Source organism: Neoroseomonas marina (genome assembly GCF_012927745.1).
Lineage (GTDB): Bacteria > Pseudomonadota > Alphaproteobacteria > Acetobacterales > Acetobacteraceae > Neoroseomonas > Neoroseomonas marina.
In genome coordinates this window covers 73,147-94,353 of sequence record NZ_JABBKX010000002.1, presented here as the reverse complement: position 1 = coordinate 94,353, position 21,207 = coordinate 73,147, and the positions used below count along the sequence as shown (strand labels likewise).

Annotated in this window: 17 protein-coding genes; 10 read left to right on the top strand and 7 right to left on the bottom strand. The window is 71.4% G+C overall.

Annotated features, from left to right (window positions below; genetic code table 11):
* Positions 1 to 11: 11 nt before the first annotated feature.
* Together GWK16_RS05645 and GWK16_RS05640 are read right to left on the bottom strand one after the other, a co-directional pair.
* The gene (locus GWK16_RS05645; RefSeq protein WP_170052987.1) at positions 12 to 1,661 is read right to left on the bottom strand and encodes a hydantoinase B/oxoprolinase family protein; all 1,650 of its coding nucleotides are present in this window, start codon (positions 1,659 to 1,661) and stop codon (positions 12 to 14) included.
* A complete protein-coding gene (locus GWK16_RS05640; protein ID WP_170052986.1) occupies positions 1,658 to 3,727 on the bottom strand; it encodes a hydantoinase/oxoprolinase family protein in 2,070 nt (689 codons plus the stop codon). Before GWK16_RS05640 ends, GWK16_RS05645 begins: the two co-directional genes overlap by 4 nt.
* A gap of 158 nt (positions 3,728 to 3,885) precedes the next feature.
* Here GWK16_RS05640 and GWK16_RS05635 point away from each other — a divergent pair, with 158 nt between their 5' ends.
* Positions 3,886 to 4,701, top strand: a complete 816-nt coding sequence (locus tag GWK16_RS05635) for an IclR family transcriptional regulator (RefSeq protein ID WP_170052985.1) — start codon at positions 3,886 to 3,888, stop codon at positions 4,699 to 4,701.
* A gap of 2 nt (positions 4,702 to 4,703) precedes the next feature.
* Here the strand turns inward: GWK16_RS05635 and GWK16_RS05630 are convergent, their stop codons facing one another.
* Positions 4,704 to 6,053 carry a formimidoylglutamate deiminase gene (locus GWK16_RS05630; protein WP_170052984.1) on the bottom strand — a complete coding sequence of 450 codons (1,350 nt, stop codon included), beginning with the start codon at positions 6,051 to 6,053 and terminating at the stop codon, positions 4,704 to 4,706.
* 119 nt (positions 6,054 to 6,172) lie between these two features.
* Here GWK16_RS05630 and GWK16_RS05625 point away from each other — a divergent pair, with 119 nt between their 5' ends.
* From GWK16_RS05625 to GWK16_RS05595, 7 genes are read left to right on the top strand one after another with little or no spacing between them, the layout of a single operon-like run.
* Positions 6,173 to 7,192: an ABC transporter ATP-binding protein gene (locus tag GWK16_RS05625; RefSeq protein ID WP_248291191.1), complete on the top strand. Its 1,020-nt coding sequence runs from the start codon at positions 6,173 to 6,175 to the stop codon at positions 7,190 to 7,192.
* A 20-nt stretch (positions 7,193 to 7,212) separates the two neighbouring features.
* Positions 7,213 to 8,754, top strand: a complete 1,542-nt coding sequence (locus GWK16_RS05620) for an ABC transporter substrate-binding protein (protein WP_170052983.1) — start codon at positions 7,213 to 7,215, stop codon at positions 8,752 to 8,754.
* A gap of 19 nt (positions 8,755 to 8,773) precedes the next feature.
* Positions 8,774 to 9,715, top strand: a complete 942-nt coding sequence (locus GWK16_RS05615) for an ABC transporter permease (protein WP_170052982.1) — start codon at positions 8,774 to 8,776, stop codon at positions 9,713 to 9,715.
* Entirely contained in the window at positions 9,712 to 10,590 is an 879-nt protein-coding gene (locus GWK16_RS05610; protein WP_170052981.1) for an ABC transporter permease, read from the top strand. Before GWK16_RS05615 ends, GWK16_RS05610 begins: the two co-directional genes overlap by 4 nt.
* Positions 10,583 to 11,551 carry an ABC transporter ATP-binding protein gene (locus tag GWK16_RS05605; RefSeq protein ID WP_170052980.1) on the top strand — a complete coding sequence of 323 codons (969 nt, stop codon included), beginning with the start codon at positions 10,583 to 10,585 and terminating at the stop codon, positions 11,549 to 11,551. Before GWK16_RS05610 ends, GWK16_RS05605 begins: the two co-directional genes overlap by 8 nt.
* 42 nt (positions 11,552 to 11,593) lie before the next feature.
* The gene (locus tag GWK16_RS05600; RefSeq protein ID WP_170052979.1) at positions 11,594 to 13,429 is read left to right on the top strand and encodes a CocE/NonD family hydrolase; all 1,836 of its coding nucleotides are present in this window, start codon (positions 11,594 to 11,596) and stop codon (positions 13,427 to 13,429) included.
* Between the two features lie 41 nt (positions 13,430 to 13,470).
* Complete coding sequence (locus GWK16_RS05595) at positions 13,471 to 14,418, top strand: Bug family tripartite tricarboxylate transporter substrate binding protein (protein ID WP_211187154.1); 948 nt, start codon at positions 13,471 to 13,473, stop codon at positions 14,416 to 14,418.
* On the opposite strand, the gene GWK16_RS05590 is transcribed toward GWK16_RS05595, so the two are convergent.
* From GWK16_RS05590 to GWK16_RS05575, 4 genes are read right to left on the bottom strand one after another with little or no spacing between them, the layout of a single operon-like run.
* Positions 14,387 to 15,559, bottom strand: a complete 1,173-nt coding sequence (locus GWK16_RS05590; RefSeq protein ID WP_338144417.1) for a CaiB/BaiF CoA transferase family protein — start codon at positions 15,557 to 15,559, stop codon at positions 14,387 to 14,389. The two genes, GWK16_RS05595 and GWK16_RS05590, sit on opposite strands and share 32 nt — an antisense overlap.
* Positions 15,556 to 16,788: a CaiB/BaiF CoA transferase family protein gene (locus GWK16_RS25170; protein ID WP_248291190.1), complete on the bottom strand. Its 1,233-nt coding sequence runs from the start codon at positions 16,786 to 16,788 to the stop codon at positions 15,556 to 15,558. The genes GWK16_RS05590 and GWK16_RS25170 overlap by 4 nt, the downstream gene beginning before the upstream one ends.
* A complete protein-coding gene (locus GWK16_RS05580) occupies positions 16,785 to 18,050 on the bottom strand; it encodes an acetyl-CoA hydrolase/transferase family protein (protein ID WP_338144416.1) in 1,266 nt (421 codons plus the stop codon). Before GWK16_RS05580 ends, GWK16_RS25170 begins: the two co-directional genes overlap by 4 nt.
* Positions 18,051 to 19,217, bottom strand: coding sequence for an acyl-CoA dehydrogenase family protein (locus GWK16_RS05575; RefSeq protein WP_170052978.1), 1,167 nt, complete (start codon positions 19,215 to 19,217; stop codon positions 18,051 to 18,053).
* Between the two features lie 134 nt (positions 19,218 to 19,351).
* Between GWK16_RS05575 and GWK16_RS05570 the strand changes: the two genes are divergently transcribed.
* Positions 19,352 to 20,332 (top strand): Bug family tripartite tricarboxylate transporter substrate binding protein, encoded by a 981-nt coding sequence (locus GWK16_RS05570; RefSeq protein ID WP_170052977.1) that lies wholly within the window; start codon positions 19,352 to 19,354, stop codon positions 20,330 to 20,332.
* Entirely contained in the window at positions 20,332 to 21,117 is a 786-nt protein-coding gene (locus GWK16_RS05565; protein WP_170052976.1) for an IclR family transcriptional regulator domain-containing protein, read from the top strand. The genes GWK16_RS05570 and GWK16_RS05565 overlap by 1 nt, the downstream gene beginning before the upstream one ends.
* The last annotated feature ends 90 nt before the right edge of the window (positions 21,118 to 21,207 follow it).

The following is a 21,207-nucleotide window of genomic DNA, read 5'->3' as shown; positions in this document are numbered from 1 at the left end:
GGAACCCTGTGTCAGCCAGTGTAGCCGTAGACCTCCCGGGCGGTCGCGGGGCTGATCACGCCCTCCGCCAGGTCACGTGCCACGGCGGCGCGGTCGCGCTTGTCCGGCGGACCGTAGCCGCCGGCGCCGGGGCTCACGACGGCGAACCACTGGCCGGGGGCGAGCACCGCGCTGTCCTTGTCGAACACCACGCCGGGCCCGCATTCCACCGCGCCATGGCCGCCGGCGCCACCGCCGAGCAGGCCCCAGGAGCTGGAGGACAGGCGCGAGACGTCGACGCGCACGCGGCAGTCGGCATCCGCGCGGTAGACACGCCGCAGGCCCATGCCGCCGCGATGGGTGCCGGCGCCGCCGGACCCGTCGACCAGTTCGTAGCGCAGCAGGGTCAGCGGATACTCGATCTCGAGCGCTTCGACCGGGAGGTTGGAGGTGTTGGTGACGTGGACATGGATGCCATCGAGGCCGTCCTTGGTCGCGCGGGCGCCACCGCCGCCGCCCATGGTTTCGAGGTAGACCCAGAGCGCGCCGTCGTCCTCGCGCTGGCCAATGAAGCTCGCGACGGTGCAGACGGAGTTGGAGCAGGCGGTCACGCGATCCGGCACGGCCTGCGCGAGCGCCCCGAGGATGAGGTCGGCGACGCGCTGGCAGGTCTGCACGCGCCCGTTCACCGCGGCCGGGTGGCTGCAGTTCAGCACGGTGCCGTTCGGCGCGGTGACGGTGAGCGGCCGCGCGAGGCCGGCATTGGGCAGGATGGTCGGATCGACCACCGACTTCACCACGTAGTAGGCGGTGGCGGCGAGCGCGGTCCAGGTCATGTTCAGCCCGGCGCGGAGCTGCTTCGGGCTGTCGAAGTGCAGCGACATCGCGTCGCCCTGGATGGTGACCTTCACCTTCAGGGGAAGCTGTTCGGTGACCTCGGTGCTTTCGAAGACGTCCTCGAAGATCCAGGAGCCGTCGGGCATCGCCGCGATGCCGGCGCGCATCTTGCGCTCGGCGTAGTCGAGCAGCGCCGCGCCGGCGGCCTTCACGGTCGCCGTGCCGTACTTCGCGCACAGCGCCTGGAAGCGCTGCACGCCGACGCGGTTTGCCGCCATCTGGGCGCGCAGGTCGGACAGGCGTTCGCGCGGGACCTGGCAGTTCAGCAGGATGAGGTCGAGGATGTCCTTCTGCAGTTCGCCGGCGCGGTAGAGGCGCACAGGCGGAATGCGCAGGCCTTCCTGGTAGATGTGGGCGTGGCCGCGGTCGGCGAAGTCCGAGTGGTGGGCGAGGTTCACCGTCCAGGCGACGATCGCGCCGTCGACGAAGATCGGCTCGGCCAGCACGATGTCGGGCAGGTGGGTGCCGCCGCCCTCATAGGCGTCGTTGCCGACGAAGACGTCGCCGGGCCGCATGTCCTCGACGCGATGGAGCTTCAGGACGTGCGGGACGATGCCGATGAAGCTGCCGAGGTGGATGGGGATGTGCTCGGCCTGGCAGAGCGTGTTGCCGTCCGTGTCGAACAGCGCGGTGGAGCAGTCGCGCCGTTCCTTGATGTTGGTGGAGTAGGAGGCGCGGATCAGCGCTTCCCCCGTCTCCTCGACGATCGAGGAGAGGGAGGCGCCGATCACCTCGACGGTGATGGGGTCGAGCACGGGGGTGTGCGTCGCGGGCGCGTCGTTCATGCCGCCACCTCCAGGATCAGGTTGAGGTATGCATCCACGCGGGCGGTCATGCCGGGCAGGACGACGGTCGTGGTGTCCATCTGCTCGACGATGGCCGGGCCGGTGAAGGTATTGCCGGGCTTCAGCTTCTCGCGCGCGTAGATCGGCGTGGCGACGAAGGCGCCGGCTTCGGGGAACCACACCTCGCGCTTGCCGATGATGGCGCCGGAGGCGTCGGGGCCGGCATCGGGGAAGGATTTCAGCTCGGCCTTCTTCACGCGGCCGGTCGCTTCGAGGCGCAGGGTGACGAGCTGCACCGGCTCGCCTTCCGCGACGAAGCCGTAGCGCTGCTTGTGCGCCTCGGCGAAGCCTTCGGCCAGGGTGGCGATGGTCGCCGCCGTGATCGGGCCTTCGGGCAGCGGCACGGCGAGTTCGTAGTTCTGGCCGGCGTAGCGCATGTCGGCCGTGCGGGTGAGGTGCCGGTCGGCCGGGGCGATCTCCTCATGCGCGAACCACTCGGTCGCGCGGGTCGCGAGGCCGTCGAAGGCCGCCGCCACCTCGCCGACCGACTCCGCCGTCGCCGGCAGCAGCTTGGTCGCGGCGAAGTCGGCGCGCAGGTCGGTCAGCAGCAGGCCCATGGCGCACAGGATGCCGGGGTAGGGCGGCACCAGCACGCGCTTCATGTCGAGCTCGCGCGCGAGCCGTGCCGCGTGCAGCGGGCCGGCGCCGCCGAAGGCCATCAGCGTGTAGTCGCGCGGGTCGTAGCCGCGCTGCACCGAGATCACGCGGATCGCGCGCGCCATGTTGGCGGTGACGACCGAGATGATGCCCTGGGCGGTTTCCATCACGCCGAGGCCGAGCTGGGTGGCGAGCCGCCCGATGGCCTCCTTCGCCAGGCCCTGGTCGACCTTCATGCGGCCGGCGAGCAGGTACTGCGGGTTCAGCGTCTGCAGCACCACGTTGGCGTCGGTGGTGGCGGGCTCGGTGTTGCCGCGGCCGTAGCAGACCGGGCCGGGATCCGCGCCGCAGGAGCGCGGACCGACCTTCAGCAGGCCGCCGGCATCGATACAGGCGATGGACCCGCCGCCGGCGCCGACCGTGTGGATGTCGAGCATCGGCGCCTTGATCGGATAGCCGTGCACGATGGCCTCGGACGTCAGCTTGCACGCCCCGCCGTTGAGCAGCGCGACGTCCGTCGAGGTGCCGCCCATGTCGAAGGTGATCAGGTCCTCGTAACCCGCCAGCGCACCGATCGCCTGGGCGCCGACGACGCCGGTCGACGGGCCGGAGAGCACGGCGCGGACCGGCATCTCGGCCGCGGTGCCGAAGCCGATGACGCCGCCGTTCGACTGCGTCAGGTGCGGCGTCGCGGTCATGCCGATGTCGCGCAGCCGCGGGGTCAGGCGCTCGATGTAGTTGCGCATGACCGGGCCGAGATAGGCGTTCAGCACCACGGTGGACAGGCGCTCGAACTCGCGGAACTCGGGCGCGATCTCGTGGCCGGCGCTGATGAAGACGTCGGGCATCTCCTCGCGGAGGATCTCGACGGCGCGCTTCTCGTGCTCGGGGCGGATGAAGCCGTAGAGGAAGGAGACGGCGATCGCCTTGACCCCGGCCTCCTTCAGGGCCTTGGCGGCCGCGCGCATCCGCGCTTCATCCAGTGCCAGGTCGATGCGGCCGTCATGGCGCACGCGTTCCGGCACTTCGTGCCGCAGGTCGCGCGAGACCAGGGTCGGCGGCTTGTCCGCCTGCATGTCATAGAGGTCGGGGCGCTTCTGGCGGCCGATCTCGAGCAGGTCGCGGAAGCCGTCCGTGGTCACCAGGCCGGTCTTCACGCCGCGATGCTGGATCAGCGCGTTCGTCGCGACGGTGGTGCCATGGCCGAAATAGGCGACCGAGGCGCCGGGCTGCGCGGCGTCGGGGGCCACGCGGCGCATGCCTTCCTCGACACCCTGGGCGATGCCGCGCGAGGGATCGTCGGGGGTGGAGGAGACCTTCCAGACCTCCACGCGTCCTGCCTCCTCATCGAAGAGGCAGACATCCGTGAAGGTTCCGCCGGAATCCACGCCGACACGCCAACGGGCCATGCTGCTCGCCCCTCTCGCGGAGAAAATTCGGTCGGGCGTGACTATCCCGTTGCATTTTGACGTGCGGCAAGTGCCAATTTCATACAACGGCAATTTTTGCCGGAGAATTTCATTCTCCGGAATTTTGCCGTGTCCGACGAACGACGAGTAGGCATTTTATGGAACAGGATGCGGGCGCCGCCGGCGGCGTGGGGCGCGTGTTCAGCCTGCTGCGCCTGATTGGCGCGGCGGGCGGTGGCGGCATTCGGCTGACCGACCTCGCCGAGCGGGCCGCGCTGCCGCGACCGACCGTGCACCGGATCCTGCGCGCGCTCGGCACCGAGGGCATGGTCGCCTTCGATGCGCGCAGCAAGCGCTACACCTTGGGGCTCGACCTGTTCCTGCTCGCCGCGAAGGCGGGGGACGTGATGGGGCTGCGCGACCTGGCGCGGCCGACGTTGCTGCGGTTGACGGCGTCGCTGGGCGAGACGCTGTTTCTGCTGGTCCACAACGGCTACGACGCGGTGTGCATCGAGCGCAGCGCGGGGCCGCTGCCCATCCGGTCCTTCACGGGGGATATCGGCGGACGGGTGCCGCTGGGCATCGGGCAGGGCTCGGTGGCGATCCTCGCCTTCCTGCCGCCGGCGGAGCAGGACGAGATCATCCGCCACAACCTGCCGCGCATGCGTGATTATGGCGGGCCGGACGAGGCCTCGCTGCGCGCCGAGCTGATCCAGGTGCAGCGCGACGGCTTCTGCGGCGGTGCCAGCGGGTTGATCCCGGGCATGGCGGGCGTCGGCGTGCCGATCGTGGACAGCGACGGGCGCGCGGTCGCGGCGCTGTCGATCGGCACCACCACCGACCGGCTGTCGGCGGAACGCAAGCCGATCATCGCGGAGATGCTGAGGCAGGAAGCCGCGGCGATCAGCCGCCAGGTGAATCCCTTCGACCCGACGCTGCGCCGGGCCGCCGCGGCGATGAGCGCGGCGTCATAACCCTACGCCGCGAGGACGCGCGCGAGGATGGCGGCGACGCGCCGTTCCGCTTCGGCGCGGAGCGGATGGACGCCGTCCGCGACGACGCGCGTGCCGCGTACCCAGACCTCGTGGATGGCGCCGTCGCGCGCGGCGAAGAGCAGGCTGTCGAGCATCCGCTCGCCGGAGCGCGCGGCGAAGGCAGGGGCGGCGGGATCCAGCAGCACCAGGTCCGCCCAGGCGCCAGGCGCGATGCCGGCGGGACCGGCGGCGAGCGCGCGGCTGCCGCCCGCGACGGCCGATTGCCACAGCGCCTGCCCGGTCGAGCCGCCGCGCGGCGCGAGCACGTTGCGCGAGCGCAGGGCGAGGCGCTGCGAATACTCGAGCGTGCGAAGTTCCAGCGGGGCGGAGATCAGCACGTTGGAATCCGTGCCGACGCCGAACAGGCCGCCGGCTTCGCGGAAGCCCGGCGCGGGAAAGATTCCGTCGCCGAGGTTGCTTTCGGTCACCGGGCAGAGGCCCGCGACGACGCCGCATCCCGCCGCCTGCGCGAGCTCCGCCGCCGTGCCATGCGTCGCATGGATCAGGCACCAGCGTTCGGAGAGCAGCCCGGCCTCGAGCAGGGCGGCGATCGGCGGCAGGCCGAGGATGCGGATCGCGGCCTCGACTTCCTTCACCTGCTCGGCGGCGTGGATGTGCAGCGTTTCGCCGGGGCGCGCCATGGCGGCGACGGCGCGGATCTCCTCGATCGTCGCGGCGCGCAGGGAATGCGGGGCGAGGCCGAGATTGGCGCCGGGCAGGCCGGCGATGGCGCGGCGGCTGCCCTCCACCAGCGCGGCGAAGCCGTCGAGGTCGTTGAGGAAGCGCCGCTGGCCCGGCACGGGCGGTGCGCCGCCGATCTCGCCATGGGCGTAGAAGGAGGGCAGCAGGGTCAGGTTGATGCCGGTCGCCCGCGCCGCCGCGGTGATGCGCGCGGCCATCTCGGCGCGGTCGGCGTAGGGTGTGCCGTCGGGGTCGTGATGCAGGTAGTGGAATTCGCCGACGCGGGTGAAGCCGCCCTCCAGCATCTCGGCATAGGCGAGGGTGGCGATGGCCTCGACGTCCTCGGGCGTGAGGTGCGCGAGGAAGCGGTACATGAGCTCGCGCCAGGTCCAGAAGGAATCGTCGCTGGCGCCGGCATGTTCCGTCAGGCCCGCCATGCCGCGCTGGAAGGCGTGGGAATGCAGGTCCGGCATGCCGGGCAGCGCGACCAGGCGGCCGGGAGCCGCATCGGGCGTGACGGTTGCGATGCGGCCGTCCGCATCCACTTCCACGTGCACGTCGCGGCGCCAGCCCTCGGGCAGCAGCGCCTCGGCGAAGACCATGCTGCGCATCGCGCGATTCCTCCTGGTGGCGGGGCGTCGGCGCCCGCGGCATCGCTAGCCCCGGCGCGGCGCCGCCGCAACGGTGCACGACGATGCTGGACAGCGCGGCGTGGCGAAGTCACGCTGCGATGATGACAGCGCCCGCTGCCCTCGCGGTCGAGGATCTGCGCACGGAGTTCCGCATCGCGGGAACCTGGCGATCGGCGGTGCGCGGCGTGTCCTTCGGCCTCGCGCGCAACGAGACGCTGGCGCTGGTCGGCGAGAGCGGCTGCGGGAAGTCGGTGACCGCGCTGTCGATCATGGGACTTGTGCAGCCGCCGCTCGGCCGGGTGGCGGGCGGCAGGATCCTGCTCGAGGGGCAGGAGGTGGCGGGCCTGCCGGAGAAGCAGTGGGAAAAGCTGCGCGGCGACCGCATCGGCATGATCTTCCAGGAGCCGATGACCTCCTTGAACCCGGTGATGACCGTGGGCGACCAGGTCGCCGAGGCGCTCGTCATCCACAAGGGTCTGTCGCGCGCCGCCGCGCTGGAGAAGGCGCGCGCGTTGTTCGAGGAGGTGAAGATCCCCTCGGCCGCGACGCGGCTGCGGGAGTATCCGCACCAGTTCTCGGGCGGGATGCGGCAGCGCGTGATGATCGCCATGGCGCTGGCCTGCGAGCCCGCCGTGCTGCTGGCGGACGAGCCGACGACCGCGCTCGACGTGACGATCCAGGCGCAGGTGCTGGGGCTGCTCGCGGACCTGCGGGAACGGCACGGCATGGCGGTGCTGTTCATCACCCACAACCTTGGCGTCGTGGCGCAGATCGCGGACCGGGTCGCGGTGATGTATGCCGGCCAGATCGTCGAGGAAGGGCCGGTCGCGAACATCTTCGCGGCGCCGGCGCATCCCTATACGCGCGCGCTGTTCGCGGCGATCCCGCGTCTGGATCAGCCGCACCAGGCGCTGTCGGCGATCCCGGGCCGGGTGCCGCCGCTGGATGCCATGCCGGTCGGCTGCGCCTTCGCCTCCCGTTGTCCGGAGAAGCGCGCGGGCTGCGAGGCGCCGCAGGTGCTGGCGCATGTCGGCGCCGCGCATCGCGCGCGCTGCCACGTCGCCACCGGCGCGACCGCCTTCGAGGCCGCGGGTGCCGCGGTGCAGGATACCCGATGACGAACAGGGAGACTGGGGCCATGAAACTTCGCGCGGGAGTGTTGGCGGCGGCCTTCGCCATGGTCGCGCCGGCGGCGATGGCGCAGCAGGGCACGCTGCGCGTCGGCATGGCGGCGCAGGACATGGGACGGCTCGATCCGCATTTCGCCGTCTCGACCATCGATCGCGTGCCGATGCCCTGGGTGTTCAACGGGCTGGTGCGCTTCCCGCCGGGGTCGATCGACGCCGCGGCGATCGAGCCCGACCTGGCCGAGCGCTGGGAGACCAGCGCCGATGGCCGCACCTGGACCTTCCACCTGCGCCGCGGTGTGCGCTTCCACGGCAATTACGGCGAGCTGACTGCGGACGACGTGGTGTTCAGCCTGCGCAAGGCGGCGAATGCCCAGACCAGCGCCTTCAGCGCCGACCTGCGCGCCATCGAGACGGTCGAGGCGGTCGATCCCTACACCGTGCGGATCGTGCTGAAGGAGAACGTGCCGAACCTGCTCGGCATCCTCACCAACTATGCCGGCGGCTTCATCGTCTCCCGCCGCGCGGTCGAGGAGCGGGGCGACGGCTTCAACCGCGCGCCGATCGGCACCGGGCCCTTCGCGCTGGAGCGCGTGACGCCGAACCAGAGCGCGGAGTTCGTCGCCAACCCGGCCTATTTCCGCGGCGCGCCGCAGATCGCGCGGATCTCCTACCGCTTCATCCCCTCCGATGCCTCGCGCGACCTCGCGTTCCAGAACCGCGAGCTCGACCTGAACTACGGGCGGTCGGACCAGACCTGGGTGAACCGGGTGCGCCAGCAGCAGGGCGTCACGGTCGACGTGTTCGAGCCGGCCGAGCTCGCCATCATCAACGTCAACGTCACCCAGCCGCCGTTCAACGACATCCGCGTGCGCCAGGCGCTCGCCATGGCGGTGAACCGCGCCGAGATGGTGCGCTGGCGCGGCCAGGACACCAGCCGCGAGGGGCAGTCGCTGGTGCCGCGCGGCTATCTCGGCTTCACGGCGGACAACGGTCTGCTGCCCCATGACCTGAACCGCGCCCGCGCCCTGCTGGCCGAGGCCGGATATCCGAACGGGCTGACGGTGCGCGTGGTGCACACTCAGCTGCCGGAGATGCTGGCGGCGATGCAGGTGATCCAGCAGCAGCTGCGCCGCGCGGGCATCACGCTCGACCTGCAGGTGGTGGAGCACGCGACCTTCCACCAGCAGATCCGGCAGAATCTCTCGCCGCTCGTCTACTACTCGGCGGCGCGCTTCCCGATCGCGGACATCTACCTGACGCAGTTCTACCATTCGCGCAGCATCGTCGGCACGCCGACCGCGGTGACGAACTTCTCCCATTGCGGCATGGCCGATGCCGAGATCGACGCGGCGCGCGTCTCGACCGATCGGGCCGAACAGCTCCGGCTCTGGGCCGCGGCGCAGCGCAAGCTGGTGGAGAATGTCTGCGGCATCCCGCTGATCGAGACGCTGCTGGTCTTCGCCCGACGCGACAATGTCGACTACGGCTACCAGCTCCGTGGCTCGCTGAGCCTCGGCCCGCAGATCACCGAAGCCTCGCGGCTGCGGTGAGGGGCGGCGCGGGCGGCCGATGATCTGGTTCGTCGCCAAGCGGCTGCTCGCGGCCGTGCCGACGCTGCTCGCGGTGCTGACGGTGGTCTTCATCATCGTCCGCATCGTGCCCGGCGACCCGGCGCTGGTGATCCTGGGCGACCAGGCGACGGCCGAGGCCGCCGCCGCGCTGCGCACGCGCCTCGGCCTCGATCAGCCGATGTGGGTGCAGTACTGGACCTTCGTCAGCAACGCGCTGACGGGGAATTTCGGCGCCTCGCTCGTCACCGGCCGGCCGATCCTCGAGGAAGTGGGCGCGGTGCTGCCGCACACCATCGACCTGACGCTGGCGTCGATGGTCCTGGGTGTCGTGGTCGGCGTGCCGGTCGGCATCTGGGCGGCGCTGCACCGCAACGGCGCGATCGACGTGGCGGCGCGGCTGCTCTCGCTGCTGGGCCTGTCCTTCCCGGTCTTCGTGTCGGGCATCTACCTGCTGCTGCTGTTCGGGTTGTACTGGCGGCTGTTCCCGGTGATCGGGAATGCCGACCTGTCCGACTTCGGCGACCGGCTGCACAAGGTGGTGCTCCCGGCGGTGGCGCTGGGGCTGACCATGGCGGCCTACATCACGCGCGTGACGCGCAGCGCGATGCTGCACTCCCTGGGCGAGGACTACATCCGCACCGCGCGCGCCAAGGGCGTGCCGTGGCGGCGCGTGGTCTGGGTGCACGGGCTTCGCAACGCTTCGCTGCCGGTGGTCACCGTCGTCGGGCTCTATGTCGGCATCCTCATCGGTAATTCGGTGCTGACCGAGATCGTCTTCAACCGGCCGGGCCTGGGGAAGATCATCGTCGGCGCGCTGAACCAGCGCGACTACGCCATGCTGCAGGGGCTGATGGTGATCTACTGCTTCCTGATCGTGGTGGTGAACCTCGTCACGGACCTGCTCTACGGCGTGATGGACCCGCGGGTGAAACAGGCATGAGCGCGACCGCCGAAGCCCCCGTCGCCCCGCGCGTGCCCGGCTGGCGCAAGGCGTTGGGGAAGGCGCGCAGCAACCCGACGACGCTGGTCGGGGCGGTGATCTGCCTCGTCATCCTCGCGGCGGCCATCCTCGCGCCCTGGATCGCGCCGCATGATCCGGCGGAACAGGACATCATCAGCCGGCTGGCGCCGCCGGGCGGCGACTATCCGCTCGGCACCGACCAGTTCGGGCGGGACATCCTCTCGCGCCTGCTGTGGGGGGCGCGGATCTCGCTGACGGTCTCGCTCGGGGCCATCGCGGTCGCCTGCGTCATCGGCGGGTCGATCGGGATGGTGTCAGGGTATATCGGCGGGCGGTTCGACCTGTTCGTGATGCAGGTGATGGACGTGTTGCTGTCCTTCCCCTCTCTGATCCTCGGCCTGATCGTGGTGGCGCTGCTGGGGCCGGACCTGGTGAACCTGGTGGTGGCGATCGCGCTGACCGCCATCGCGCCCTTCGCGCGCATCGCCCGCGCGCCGACGCTCGCGCTGAAGGAACGCGCCTTCGTCGAGGCAGGGCACGCGCTCGGCTATTCCCACCTGCGCATCATCTTCCGCCACATCCTGCCGAACATCCTGCCGGAGGTGATGGTCATGGCCTCCCTGTGGATGGCGACGGCGGTGCGCGTGGAGGCGTCGCTGTCCTTCATCGGCCTTGGCGTGAAGCCGCCGACGCCGACCTGGGGCGGCATGACGCGCGACGGGTTCGAGAACATCCTCGACAGCCCCTGGCTCGCGGTCTTCCCCGGCATGGCGATCCTTCTCCTGGTGCTCGGACTCAATATGGTGGGCGACGGGCTGCGCGACGCCACCGACCCGAAGCTGCGCAATGAGTGAGCCGCTCCTCTCCGTCCAGGGCCTGCGCAAGCACTTCGTGCAGCGCAAGGGGTTTCCCCGCCCGCGCACCGTGATCGTGCGCGCGGTGGAGGATGTTTCCTTCACCATCGCGCCGGGCGAGGCCTTCGGCCTGGTCGGCGAATCCGGTTGCGGCAAGTCCACGGCGGCCCGCGCATTGCTCCGATTGATCGAACCCGATGCAGGGCAGGTCACCTATCGCGGGCAGGATGTGCGCTCGACGCGCGGTTCGGCGCTGAAGGCGCTGCGGCGGAAGATGCAGATCGTCTTCCAGGATCCCTATTCCTCGCTCGATCCGCGGCAGACCATCGGGTCCGCGCTGATGGAACCGATGCGCGTGCACGGCATCGCCACCGGGCGCGACGCGCGCGACCGTGCCGCCGCGCTGCTCGAGGAAGTGGGGCTGCCGCCCGGTGCGCTGGATCGGCTGCCGCATGAGTTCTCGGGCGGGCAGCGGCAGCGCATCGGCATCGCGCGCGCGCTGACCTTGGAACCGGAGCTCATCGTGGCGGATGAGCCGGTCAGCGCGCTCGACGTCTCGGTGCAGGCGCAGGTGCTGCTGCTGCTGAAGCAGTTGCGGGAACGGCGCGGGCTGTCCTTCCTGTTCGTCAGCCACGACCTGTCCGTGGTGCGCTGGTTCTGCGACCGCGTGGCGGTGATGTATCTCGGCCGCATCGTGGAGGAAGGGCCGTCGGGCCGGGTGCTGGCCGATCCGCTGCACCCCTACGCGAAGATGCTGCGGGAGGCCTCGCCGGTGCCGGACCCGGCACAGCGCGGGGTGCTGCCACGTATCGTGGGAGAGATCCCCTCCGCGGCGAATCCGCCGCCGGGCTGCCCCTTCCATCCGCGCTGCGCGCAGGCGATGCCGGTGTGTTCGACCACGGCGCCGCGCTGGACCTCCGCCACGGGCGGCGGCGGCGTGGCGTGCCACCTTCACGGCTGATGGCCGTTTGACGCGGCGCGGGTGCGAGGCCACCCTCGCGCCATGGCCGATACCGACACCAATGGCAGCGCCTGGCGCGTGCCGCCGAGCGCCTATCTCGCGAACCGTCCCGCCGAGTATGCGCTGCCGCCTCGCCCGCAGGTTTCCTGCTACGTGCCGATGCCCGACGGGGTGCGCATCGCCGTCGATGTCTGGTTGCCGGAAGGTGCGACGGGGCCGCTGCCGGCGATCCTGATCCACACGCCCTATTACCGGCGCTTCGCGCTGGCGCCCGGCGCGACGGCGGAAGCCTGCCCCAACGCCGCGAAGTTCCGCGACGCCTTCGTGCCGCGCGGCTATGCGCTCGTCGTCGTCGATGCACGCGGCACGGGGGCGAGCTTCGGCACGCGCGACAGTTTCCGCTCCCCGCGCGAACGCGCGGACAGTGCGGTGATCGCCGACTGGATCGCGGCGCAACCCTGGAGCGACGGGCGGCTCGGCGCGACGGGCATCTCCTATCCCGGCGCGGCGAGCGACTTCCTGGCCTCGACGGGGCATCCCTCCGTCAAGGCGATCGCGCCGCTGTTCGCGGTGTGGGACACCTGGTCGGATCATTACTGGCCGGGCGGCATCCTGCTCTCCGCGCTCGCGCAGGATTACGACGACCTGATGGTTGCGATGGACCAGGACCGGCGCGACATGCTGCGCCGTGTGTCCTACTTCGCCGATCCGGCGCTGTGTGGCCCGGCCCCGGTGGACGAGGACACGGATGGCAGCCTGCTGCGCGCGGCGCTCGAGGAGCATGCGGGCAATGTGCGCCAGCCGGCCTTCATCGGTGGCTTCCCCTATCGCGACGAGGCGCTGCCCTACGATCCGTCCTTCACCGTCGCGAAGATCTCGCCCTACCACTACCGGGAGGGCATCCGGCCGGAGGTCGCGATCTATTGCGTCTCGGGCTGGATGGACGGGGCCGGCTACGCCAATGCGGCGATCGCGCGCTACCTGACCATGGCCGGGAACCGGCGGCACCTGCTGCTGGGGCCGTGGGACCATGGGGCGCGGATCAACACCTCGCCCTGGCGGGCGGGGGAGACGCCGGACTTCCCGCTCGTCGCGGAACTGATCCGCTTCTTCGACGAGTACCTGATGGGGCGCGAGACGGGCCTCGCGGCCGAGGCGCCGGTGCATGTCTTCCACCAGCATGCCGAGACCTGGGAGGCGGCGGCGCAATGGCCGCTGCATGGCGAGGCGGCGACGCTCGCGCTCGGCGCCGGCGGCGGCTTCGACGATGCGCCGGGCCAGGTCGCGCACCGCACCGATCCGCGCTGGGGCAGTGGCTCGGGCACGCGGTACGAGCGCATCGCCGCCATCGATGCGCGCGCCTACCACACCGACTGGCAGGCGCGCGAAGCGCGGCTGACGAGCTGGACCAGCGCGCCGCTGGACGATGCCATGGCGCTGACCGGGCATGCCATCGCGGAGCTGACCGTCGCGAGTTCCGAGCCCGATGCCTCCTTGATGGTTTATCTGAGCGAAGTCGAGGCCGACGGCACCGTGCGCTACGTGACCGAGGGCCTGCTGCGCCTGATCCATCGCGCCGAGACACCGCATCCCCCGGAGTATGTCTGCACCTGGCCGTGGCGCAGCTTCGCGCGCGCCGATGTGCGGCCGATGGTGCCGGGCGTGGCGGAGACGATCCGCGTCCCGTTGCTGCCGACCGGCTGGACCTTCGCGCGCGGCAGCCGCGTCCGCCTGTCGGTCAGCGGCACCGATGCCGACCATATCGGGCAGCATCCGCATGGCCGCCCGCCATTGCTGACGGTGGTGACGGGGCAGGGCGCGTCGCGCCTGCATCTGCCCTGGCGCCCCGCCGCCGCGCCGTCCAGACTGACCGCCTGATTGCCGGGGGCTGACCAATGATCAAACTGACACGACGTGCCTTGCCCGTCCTGCCGCTGCTGGCGCCGCGGCTGGCTTCGGCGCAGGCCTGGGCGCCCTCGGGGCCGATCCGCGTGGTGATGCCGCAGGCGGCGGGATCCTCGGGCGACATCATCCTGCGCTCGATGGCCGAGATCATGGCGCGCGAGCTCGGCCAGCCGATCGTGGTGGAGAACCGTCCGGGCGCGAACGGATCGATCGCCGCGACCTATGTGAAGCAGCAGCGGCCCGACGGGCAGACGCTGATGCTGCCGGGCGTGTCGATGGTGGCGTTCAACCAGCATCTCTATCGCAACCTGCCCTACGATCCGCTCAAGGATTTCACCTACATCGCGCCGGTGACGAACACCGCCTTCGTCGTCATCGCGAGCAAGCAGAGCGGCTTCACCACGCTGCGCCAGATGATCGACAAGGCGCGCGCGGAACCGGAGAAGCTGACCTTCTCCTCCGCCGGCATCGCGAACACGACGCATCTCGCGATGGAGATGATCGCCGAACGCGCCGGCGTGAAGATGACGCATGTGCCCTTCGGCGGGTCGCCGCAGGCGATGACGGCGGTGGCCTCGGGGCAGGTGGATGCGATGACGGCGGTGCTGGGCATCGCGCTGCCGCTGATCCGCGGCGGACAGGTGGTGCCGCTGGCGGTGGTGCGGGAGGCGCGGACCCCGGTGCTGCCCGATGTGCCGACCCAGGCCGAGGCCGGCTATCCGGGCCCGATCTGCCCGGGCTGGTTCGCCCTGGTCGGGCCGGCAGGGATGCCGGACGCGGCGGTGCAGCGGCTGAACGCCGCGACGCGCACGGCGCTGATGGATCCGGGCGTGCGGGCGCGGCTCGATGCCGCGGATCTCGAGCCGTTGTTCTCGACGGCGGCCGAGCTGCGCGCGCGGCTGGAGGAGGAAAGCCGCGTGTGGGGCGCCTTCATCCAGGCGCGCGGGCTGCGGCTGGAATAGCGGCGAGCCGCGCAGCGATCTCCTCCGCCGGCAGCCAGCCTTCCAGCGCCGCGGCGGCCGAGGCCGGATCGGCCGGTTGCGGCGGCATCGGCGCGTCCGGCGGTGTGCGGCTGAAGCGCGGCGCCGGGGCGGGCTGGACGACGCCTTCGACCTCCAGATAGGTGCCGCGCGCCTGCATGTGCGGGTGTTGCGCGGCCTCGGCCATGCTCAGCACCGGCGCGAAGCAGGCGTCAGTGCCTTCGAGCAGCGCGGACCATTCGTCGCGCGTGCGCGTGCGGATCGCGGCGGCGAGGCGCGCGCGCGCCTCGGGCCAGCGGGCGCGGTCGGATTGCGCGGGGAAGTCCGCCGCATCGATGCCGAGGCGTTGCAGCAGTTCGGCATGGAACCGGCCCTCGATGGGCGCGACCGAGACCCAGCGGCCATCGGCGCATTCGTAGCAATCGTAGAAGGGCGCGCCGGAATCGAGCAGGTTGGTGCCGCGCTGCGCGTTGAACAGCCCGGCGGCGAGCAGGCCGTGGAAGCCGGTCATCAGATGGGCGGTGCCGTCGACGATGGCGGCGTCGACCACCTGGCCCTGGCCGGTCGCGCGCGCCGAGATGATCGCCGCCAGGATGCCGACCGCGAGATACATCGACCCGCCACCGAAATCGCCGACGAGGTTGAGCGGCGGGGTCGGCGGCTGGCCCTCGCGGCCGATCGCATCGAGCGCGCCGGTCAGCGCGATGTAGTTGAGGTCGTGGCCCGCCGCCTGGGCCAGTGGCCCGTGCTGGCCCCAGCCGGTCATGCGGCCGTAGACGAGGCGTGGATTGCGCGCGAGGCAGTCCTCCGGACCGAGGCCGAGGCGCTCGGTCACGCCGGGGCGGAAGCCTTCGATGAGCGCGTCGGCTTCCTCGATCAGGCGCAGCGCCAGGTCGCGGCATTCGGGACGCTTGAGGTCGAGGGCGAGGCAGGGCCGCCCGCGCAGGATCAGGTTGTGGCGCAGCGGGCGCGGGATGCCGAGTTGTGGCGGTTCCGGCCGGTCGATGCGCAGCACCGTCGCGCCGAGATCGGCGAGCAGCATGGCGCACATCGGCGCCGGCCCGATGCCGGCGAGCTCCACGACCTTGATCCCGGCGAGCGGGCCCTGGCGCGGCGCGCTCACGACGCCTCCGGCAGGACAAGGGCGCCGGAGGCGCGCAGGGCGTCGATCTCGGCCTCGGTGAAGCCGCCTTCGGCCAGCACGGCGCGGCCGTCGGCGCCGAGCGCCGGTGCGGGGTTGGTGATCTGCCCGGGGGTACGGGAGAACCAGGCCGGCATGCCCGGGAAGCGGACGGTGCCGAGCGGGGTTTCCTGCGCGGTGAAGAAGCCGACGGCCTCGAGATGCGGGTCGCGCAGCAGGGCGGAGGTCTCGTTGACGGGGGCGGCCGGGATCTCGGCGCGGGCAAAGGCGTCGAGCCATTCGGCGGTGCTGCGCGTGACGAGGGTCTCGCCAATGCGTGCATAGACCTCGTCGATCACCTTGGCGCGGTCCTTCAGCGTGGCGAAGCGCGGGTCCTTCGCCCAGGCGGGCTGGCCCGCGACGTCGAGGAAGGCGCGCCAATGCTTGTCGGTGTAGATCAGCGCCGCGACCCAGCCATCCGAGGTGCGGTAGGGACGGCGGTTGGGGGAGGCGGCGCGCGAATAGACGGGCTCGCCTTCCGGCGGATCGAACAACGCGCCGTTGATGTGATCGGTCAGCACGAAGTTCGCCATGGTCTCGAACATCGCGACCTCGATCTCCTGGCCCTCGCCGGTGCGGGCGCGGTGCAGCAGCGCCATCAGCACGGCGTAGAGCGCGGTGAGGCCCGAGACCTTGTCCGCGACCAGCGTCGCCGAGTAGGACGGCGCGCCGAGCATGCGCCCCTGCAGCGCGGCCATGCCGGACATCGCCTGGATGGTGTCGTCATAGGCCGGGCCCTTGGCATAGGGCCCGCGGCGCGAGAAGCCGTAGACATTCGCGTAGACGATGCGCGGGTTGACCGCGGCGATGTCGGCATAGGTGAGGCCGAGGCGCGCGATCGCGTCCGAGCGCATGGCGTGGATGAAGACGTCGGCGGATTCCGCGAGGCGCAGCAGGGCGGCGCGCGCCTCCGACCGCTTCAGGTCGAGCGCCAGGCCGCGCTTGCCGCGGTTGAGGTTGTAGAACATCGCCCCCAGGCCCGGCGCGCGGGAGACGGGCAACTGGCGCGTCGTGTCGCCTTCGGGGCTTTCGACCTTGATCACCTCGGCGCCGTGGTCGGCGAGGATCTGCGTGCAGAAGGGGCCCATCAGCACGGCCGTCAGGTCCAGCACGCGGATGCCGGCCAGCGCGCCGAAGCCGCGGCCGGGCATGTCCTTGGTCTGCTGCGTCATTCCGATCCTTCCTCCCGCACCGCGCGGTCCAGCCCCTCGCGCGCCTCGGGCGCGGCGATCGCGAGGAGGCGCCGGCGGCGTTCCGACAGCGTGCAGCCGCGCAGGTCCGCGGCACCGAATTCCGTCACCACCACGTCGACATCGGCGCGCGGCGTCGTCACGGGGCCGGACAGCCGCGCGACGATGCGGCTGGCCCCGCCCGAGGCGCGGGCCGGCAGCGCGATGATGGAACAGCCGCCCGGCGAGCGCGATGCCGCGCGGGCGAAATCCGCCTGGCCGCCGATGCCGCCGACGATCGCGCGGCCGGCCTGCTCGGCGTTCACCTGGCCGGTGAGGTCGACCTCGACCGCCGAGTTGATGGCGACGAGGCGCGGCAGTTGCGCCAGCACCGAATCCGCATGGGTGTAGCCGCAGGATCGCACCAGCACGTCCGGGTTGCGATGGGCGAAGGCGTAGAGGGCCTCGCTGCCGACCAGCGTGGTCGCGACGCTGCGGCCGGTGTCGATCGGCTTGCGCGCATTGGTCAACACGCCGCGCTGGATCAGCGCCATGCCGGCATCACCGAGGATGCCCGAATGCAGGCCGAGGTCGCGATGACCGGAGAGACCTTCGAGGATCGCTTCGGGCAATTCGCCGAGGCCGGTTTGGATGGTGCTGCCGTCCTCGATCAGCGCGGCGACATGGGCGGCGATGGCGCGGCCGGTGTCCCCGATGCGGGACGGCGGGGTGACGTAGGGCGCGCGGTCGGTCTCGAGGATCGCGTCGATGCGGTCCGGGCCGATCGTGTCATGGCCGAAGGTGTAGGGGACGCGCGGGCTGACTTCGGCGATCACCGTGCGCGCCGCGGCGATGGCGGCATCCACGTAGTCCACCACGCAGCCGAGGCTGTGCCGGCCATCCGGGCCGGGCGGGGAGAGCATCAGCAGCGCCACGTCGCAGCGGATGCGGCCCTGCGCGATCAGGCGGCCGGCCTGGCCGCCATGGACGGGCAGGACGTCGAGCACGCCGGCGCTCGCGAGCGCGCGCGCGGTGCCAAGGCCGCCGAGGCCGGTCATGCGGATGTGGTCGGCGTGTTCGGGTCGCAGCGCTCGGCCCATGCCGGTGCCGAGGAACACCGAGAAGGGGCCGAGGGCGTCGCGCTGCGCGACCATCGCCTCGACGAGGGTCGGAGGTTCGGCCGTCACCTGGCCCCAGAGGACCTGGTCGCCGGGGCGTATGAGGCCGGCCAGGTCCGGCGCCGCCGGGTCGAGCCGGCGCGGCACCTAGTAGGACTTGGGCAGGCCGAGCACGCGCTCGGCGATATGGCTCAGGATGAGCTCGCGGCTCACCGGCGCGATGCGGGGGATCAGGCTTTCGCGCAGGTAGCGCTCGACGTGGTATTCCTGGGCGTAGCCCATGCCGCCATGGGTCATCACCGCCGTCTCGGCGGCGGAGAAACCCGCTTCGGCGGCGAGGTACTTCGCGGCGTTGGATTCCGCGCCGCAGTCCTTGCCCTCGTCGTAGAGCGCGGCGGCCTTCATCACCATCAGGTTCGCGGCCTCGAGATGCGCCCAGCAGCGCGCGAGCGGATGCTGGATGCCCTGGTTCTGCCCGATGGCGCGGCCGAAGACGCGGCGTTCCTTGGCGTAATCCGTCGCCTTGCGCAGCGCGGCCCGGCCGATGCCCACGGCCTCGGCCGCGATCAGGATGCGCTCGGGGTTCATGCCGTGCAGGATGTAGCGGAAGCCCTTGCCTTCCTCGCCGATGCGGTCGGCGACCGGCACTTCGAGCCCGTCGAAGAAGACCATGTTCGAATCGACGGCGTGGCGGCCCATCTTCTCGATCAGGCGGATCTCGACCTTGGCGCGGTCGATGTCGGTGTAGAAGAGCGACAGGCCGTCGGTCTTGCGCTTCACCTCATCGAGCGGCGTGGTGCGCGCCAGCAGCAGCATCTTGTTGGCGACCTGCGCCGTGCTGATCCACATCTTCTGGCCGCGCACGACGTAGTGGTCGCCGTTGCGCTCGGCCCGCGTCTTGAGCTGCGTGGTGTTGAGGCCGACATCGGGTTCGGTCACCGCGAAGCAGGGCTTGTCGGTGCCGGCGATGAGCGGCGGCAGGGCGCGCTGCTTCTGGTCCTCGGTGCCGAAGACGATGACCGGGTTGAGCCCGAAGATGTTCATGTGGATGGCGGAGGCGCCGGTCATGCAGGCGCCGCTCTCGGCCACCGCCTGCATCATCACCGCGGCTTCGGTGATGCCGAGGCCGCCGCCGCCATACTGTTCGGGCATCGCGATGCCGAGCCAGCCGCCCTTGGCCATGGCGGCGTGGAATTCCTCGGGGAAGGTGCCTTCGCGGTCCTTGCGCAGCCAGTACTCGTCGCCGAAGGAGGCGCAGAGCTTCAGCATCTGGTCGCGGATCTCGGCCTGCTCGGCCGTCAGTTCGAATGCCATGGACGTTCCCCGAGATGGATCGAGAAGGGCCAGAACCGCCCCGCCCTGTCAATGCCGGGATTGACGGCAACGTTCGAAAATTTCACACTGTGTTCGAATATACGAACAACACTACCTTGGAGGAAGGTCAGGGCATGACGAAGCACGGGACCATTGCGACCGGGATGGGGCGCCGCGCGGCGCTCGCCACGCCGGCACTGCTGCTGCCGCGCGGGGCGCGTGCGCAATGGCCGGACCGGCCGGTGCGCCTGGTGGTCGCCTTCCCGGCGGGCAGCCTGACGGACGTGCTGGCGCGCGTGCTCGCGGAGCCGCTGTCGCAGGAACTCGGTCATCCGGTGATCGTGGACAACCGCGCGGGCGGCAATGGCATCGTCGGCACGCAGGCGGTGGCGCAGGCCGCGCCGGATGGGCACACGCTGGTCATCATCAGCACCAGCGCGGCGTCGGTGAACCCGCACATCCTGAAGCGGATGCCTTTCGACCCGGTCAACGACTTCGCCCATGTCGGGTCGATCGCCGAGGCGCCGTACCTGTTCGTCGTCGGGCCGAATGCGCCGGATGCCGACCTGCGCGGCTTCCTCGATCGCGCGCGGCAGCGGCCGGACGGGCTGACCTTCAGCTACGGCAATGCCAGCAGCCAGATCATGACCGAGGTGCTGGCCCGCGCCGCCGGCGCGCGGCTGACCGGCGTGCCCTATCGCGGCGGCGCCGAGGCGCTGACCGACGTATCCGCCGGCCGGATCGACTGCACCTTCACGGATCTCGCGAACGGCCTGGTGCAGACGCAGGCCGGGCGGGTGCGGGCGCTGGCGCAGTCGGGCAAGGACCCGACGCCGCTCGCCCCGGGCGTGCCGCCGGTCGCGACGGTGGTGCCGGGCTTCGACATCACAGTGTGGTTCGGCATTTCGGCGCCGCGTGCGACGCCGGCGCCGATCATCGCGCGGGCCAACCAGGCGCTGAACGCGGTGCTGCGGCGGCCGACGACGGAGGAGCGGCTGCGCCAGCTCGGCTTCCTGCCCTTCGCGCAGACGCCGGAGCAGTTCGCGCAGTACCTCCGCGACCAGATGCGCGTCTGGGGCGAGTACGTCCGCATCGCGGGCATCGAGCCGCAATAGTGCCCGACGCCGCGCCCGAGGCCGCGAGCGGCCCGCGCTCGGTCGGGCGCGTCGTGCAGTTGCTGGACTGCCTGGCGGCGGCGCCGCAGGGCGCGACGCTGGCTTCGCTCGCGCAGGCGATGGGGGCGCCGAAGACGACGCTGCTCGGGCTGCTGCGGGGGCTCGCCACGGCGGGATACGCGGTGCAGGCCGAAGGCGCGTGGCGGCTGGGGCCGGAGGCCTTCGGCCTGGCGCGCGCGATCCTCGCGGGGCAGTCGCCGGGCTTCGGCAGCGCCGGGCGCGCGGCGCTGGAGGCGCTGGCCGAGGGCACGGGGGAGACGGCGATGCTCGCCGTTCTCACCCCCGATCGCAGCGCGATGGTCTACACGGACAAGGTCGAGAGCCGCACCGCGCTGCGCTTCGCCGCGACGGTCGGCGACCTGCGGCCGATCCACTGCACGGCCTCGGGCCGGGTCATGCTGGCCTACCTGCCGCCGCCCTGGCCGGAGGCCTTCCTGCGCAGCGCCCGGCTGACCGCGGAGACGCCGACCAGCGTCACCGATCGCCGCGCGCTTCGCCGCATCGTCGCGGAAGTGCGGGAGCAGGGTTATGCGGTGACGCTCGGGGAATCGACCGATGGGGTCGTCGGCATCGCCGCGCCGGTCTTCGATGCGCGCGGCGAGGTCGTGGCGGCGATCGTGCTGGCCGGCCCGCTGGCGCGGGTGCAGCCGAAGCTCGCGGGCCTCGCGCGGCGGGTGCGGCAGGCCGGGCGCGACCTGTCGCGCCAGCTCGGGCACCGGGCCTAGACGCGGTCAGGCAACGAGGGCGCGCGCACGGTCTCGATCTTGGTGCCGGACTGGACGATCATGCGCGCCGACGGGCCGGCCCGCCGGGAC

Coding starts and splice junctions, on each gene's coding strand:
- GWK16_RS05645 (WP_170052987.1), bottom strand. CDS start 1,661: ATGAACGACGCGCCCGCGACGCACACCCCCGTGCTCGACCCCATCACC.
- GWK16_RS05640 (WP_170052986.1), bottom strand. CDS start 3,727: ATGGCCCGTTGGCGTGTCGGCGTGGATTCCGGCGGAACCTTCACGGAT.
- GWK16_RS05635 (WP_170052985.1), top strand. CDS start 3,886: ATGGAACAGGATGCGGGCGCCGCCGGCGGCGTGGGGCGCGTGTTCAGC.
- GWK16_RS05630 (WP_170052984.1), bottom strand. CDS start 6,053: ATGCGCAGCATGGTCTTCGCCGAGGCGCTGCTGCCCGAGGGCTGGCGC.
- GWK16_RS05625 (WP_248291191.1), top strand. CDS start 6,173: ATGATGACAGCGCCCGCTGCCCTCGCGGTCGAGGATCTGCGCACGGAG.
- GWK16_RS05620 (WP_170052983.1), top strand. CDS start 7,213: ATGAAACTTCGCGCGGGAGTGTTGGCGGCGGCCTTCGCCATGGTCGCG.
- GWK16_RS05615 (WP_170052982.1), top strand. CDS start 8,774: ATGATCTGGTTCGTCGCCAAGCGGCTGCTCGCGGCCGTGCCGACGCTG.
- GWK16_RS05610 (WP_170052981.1), top strand. CDS start 9,712: ATGAGCGCGACCGCCGAAGCCCCCGTCGCCCCGCGCGTGCCCGGCTGG.
- GWK16_RS05605 (WP_170052980.1), top strand. CDS start 10,583: ATGAGTGAGCCGCTCCTCTCCGTCCAGGGCCTGCGCAAGCACTTCGTG.
- GWK16_RS05600 (WP_170052979.1), top strand. CDS start 11,594: ATGGCCGATACCGACACCAATGGCAGCGCCTGGCGCGTGCCGCCGAGC.
- GWK16_RS25170 (WP_248291190.1), bottom strand. CDS start 16,788: ATGACGCAGCAGACCAAGGACATGCCCGGCCGCGGCTTCGGCGCGCTG.
- GWK16_RS05575 (WP_170052978.1), bottom strand. CDS start 19,217: ATGGCATTCGAACTGACGGCCGAGCAGGCCGAGATCCGCGACCAGATG.
- GWK16_RS05570 (WP_170052977.1), top strand. CDS start 19,352: ATGACGAAGCACGGGACCATTGCGACCGGGATGGGGCGCCGCGCGGCG.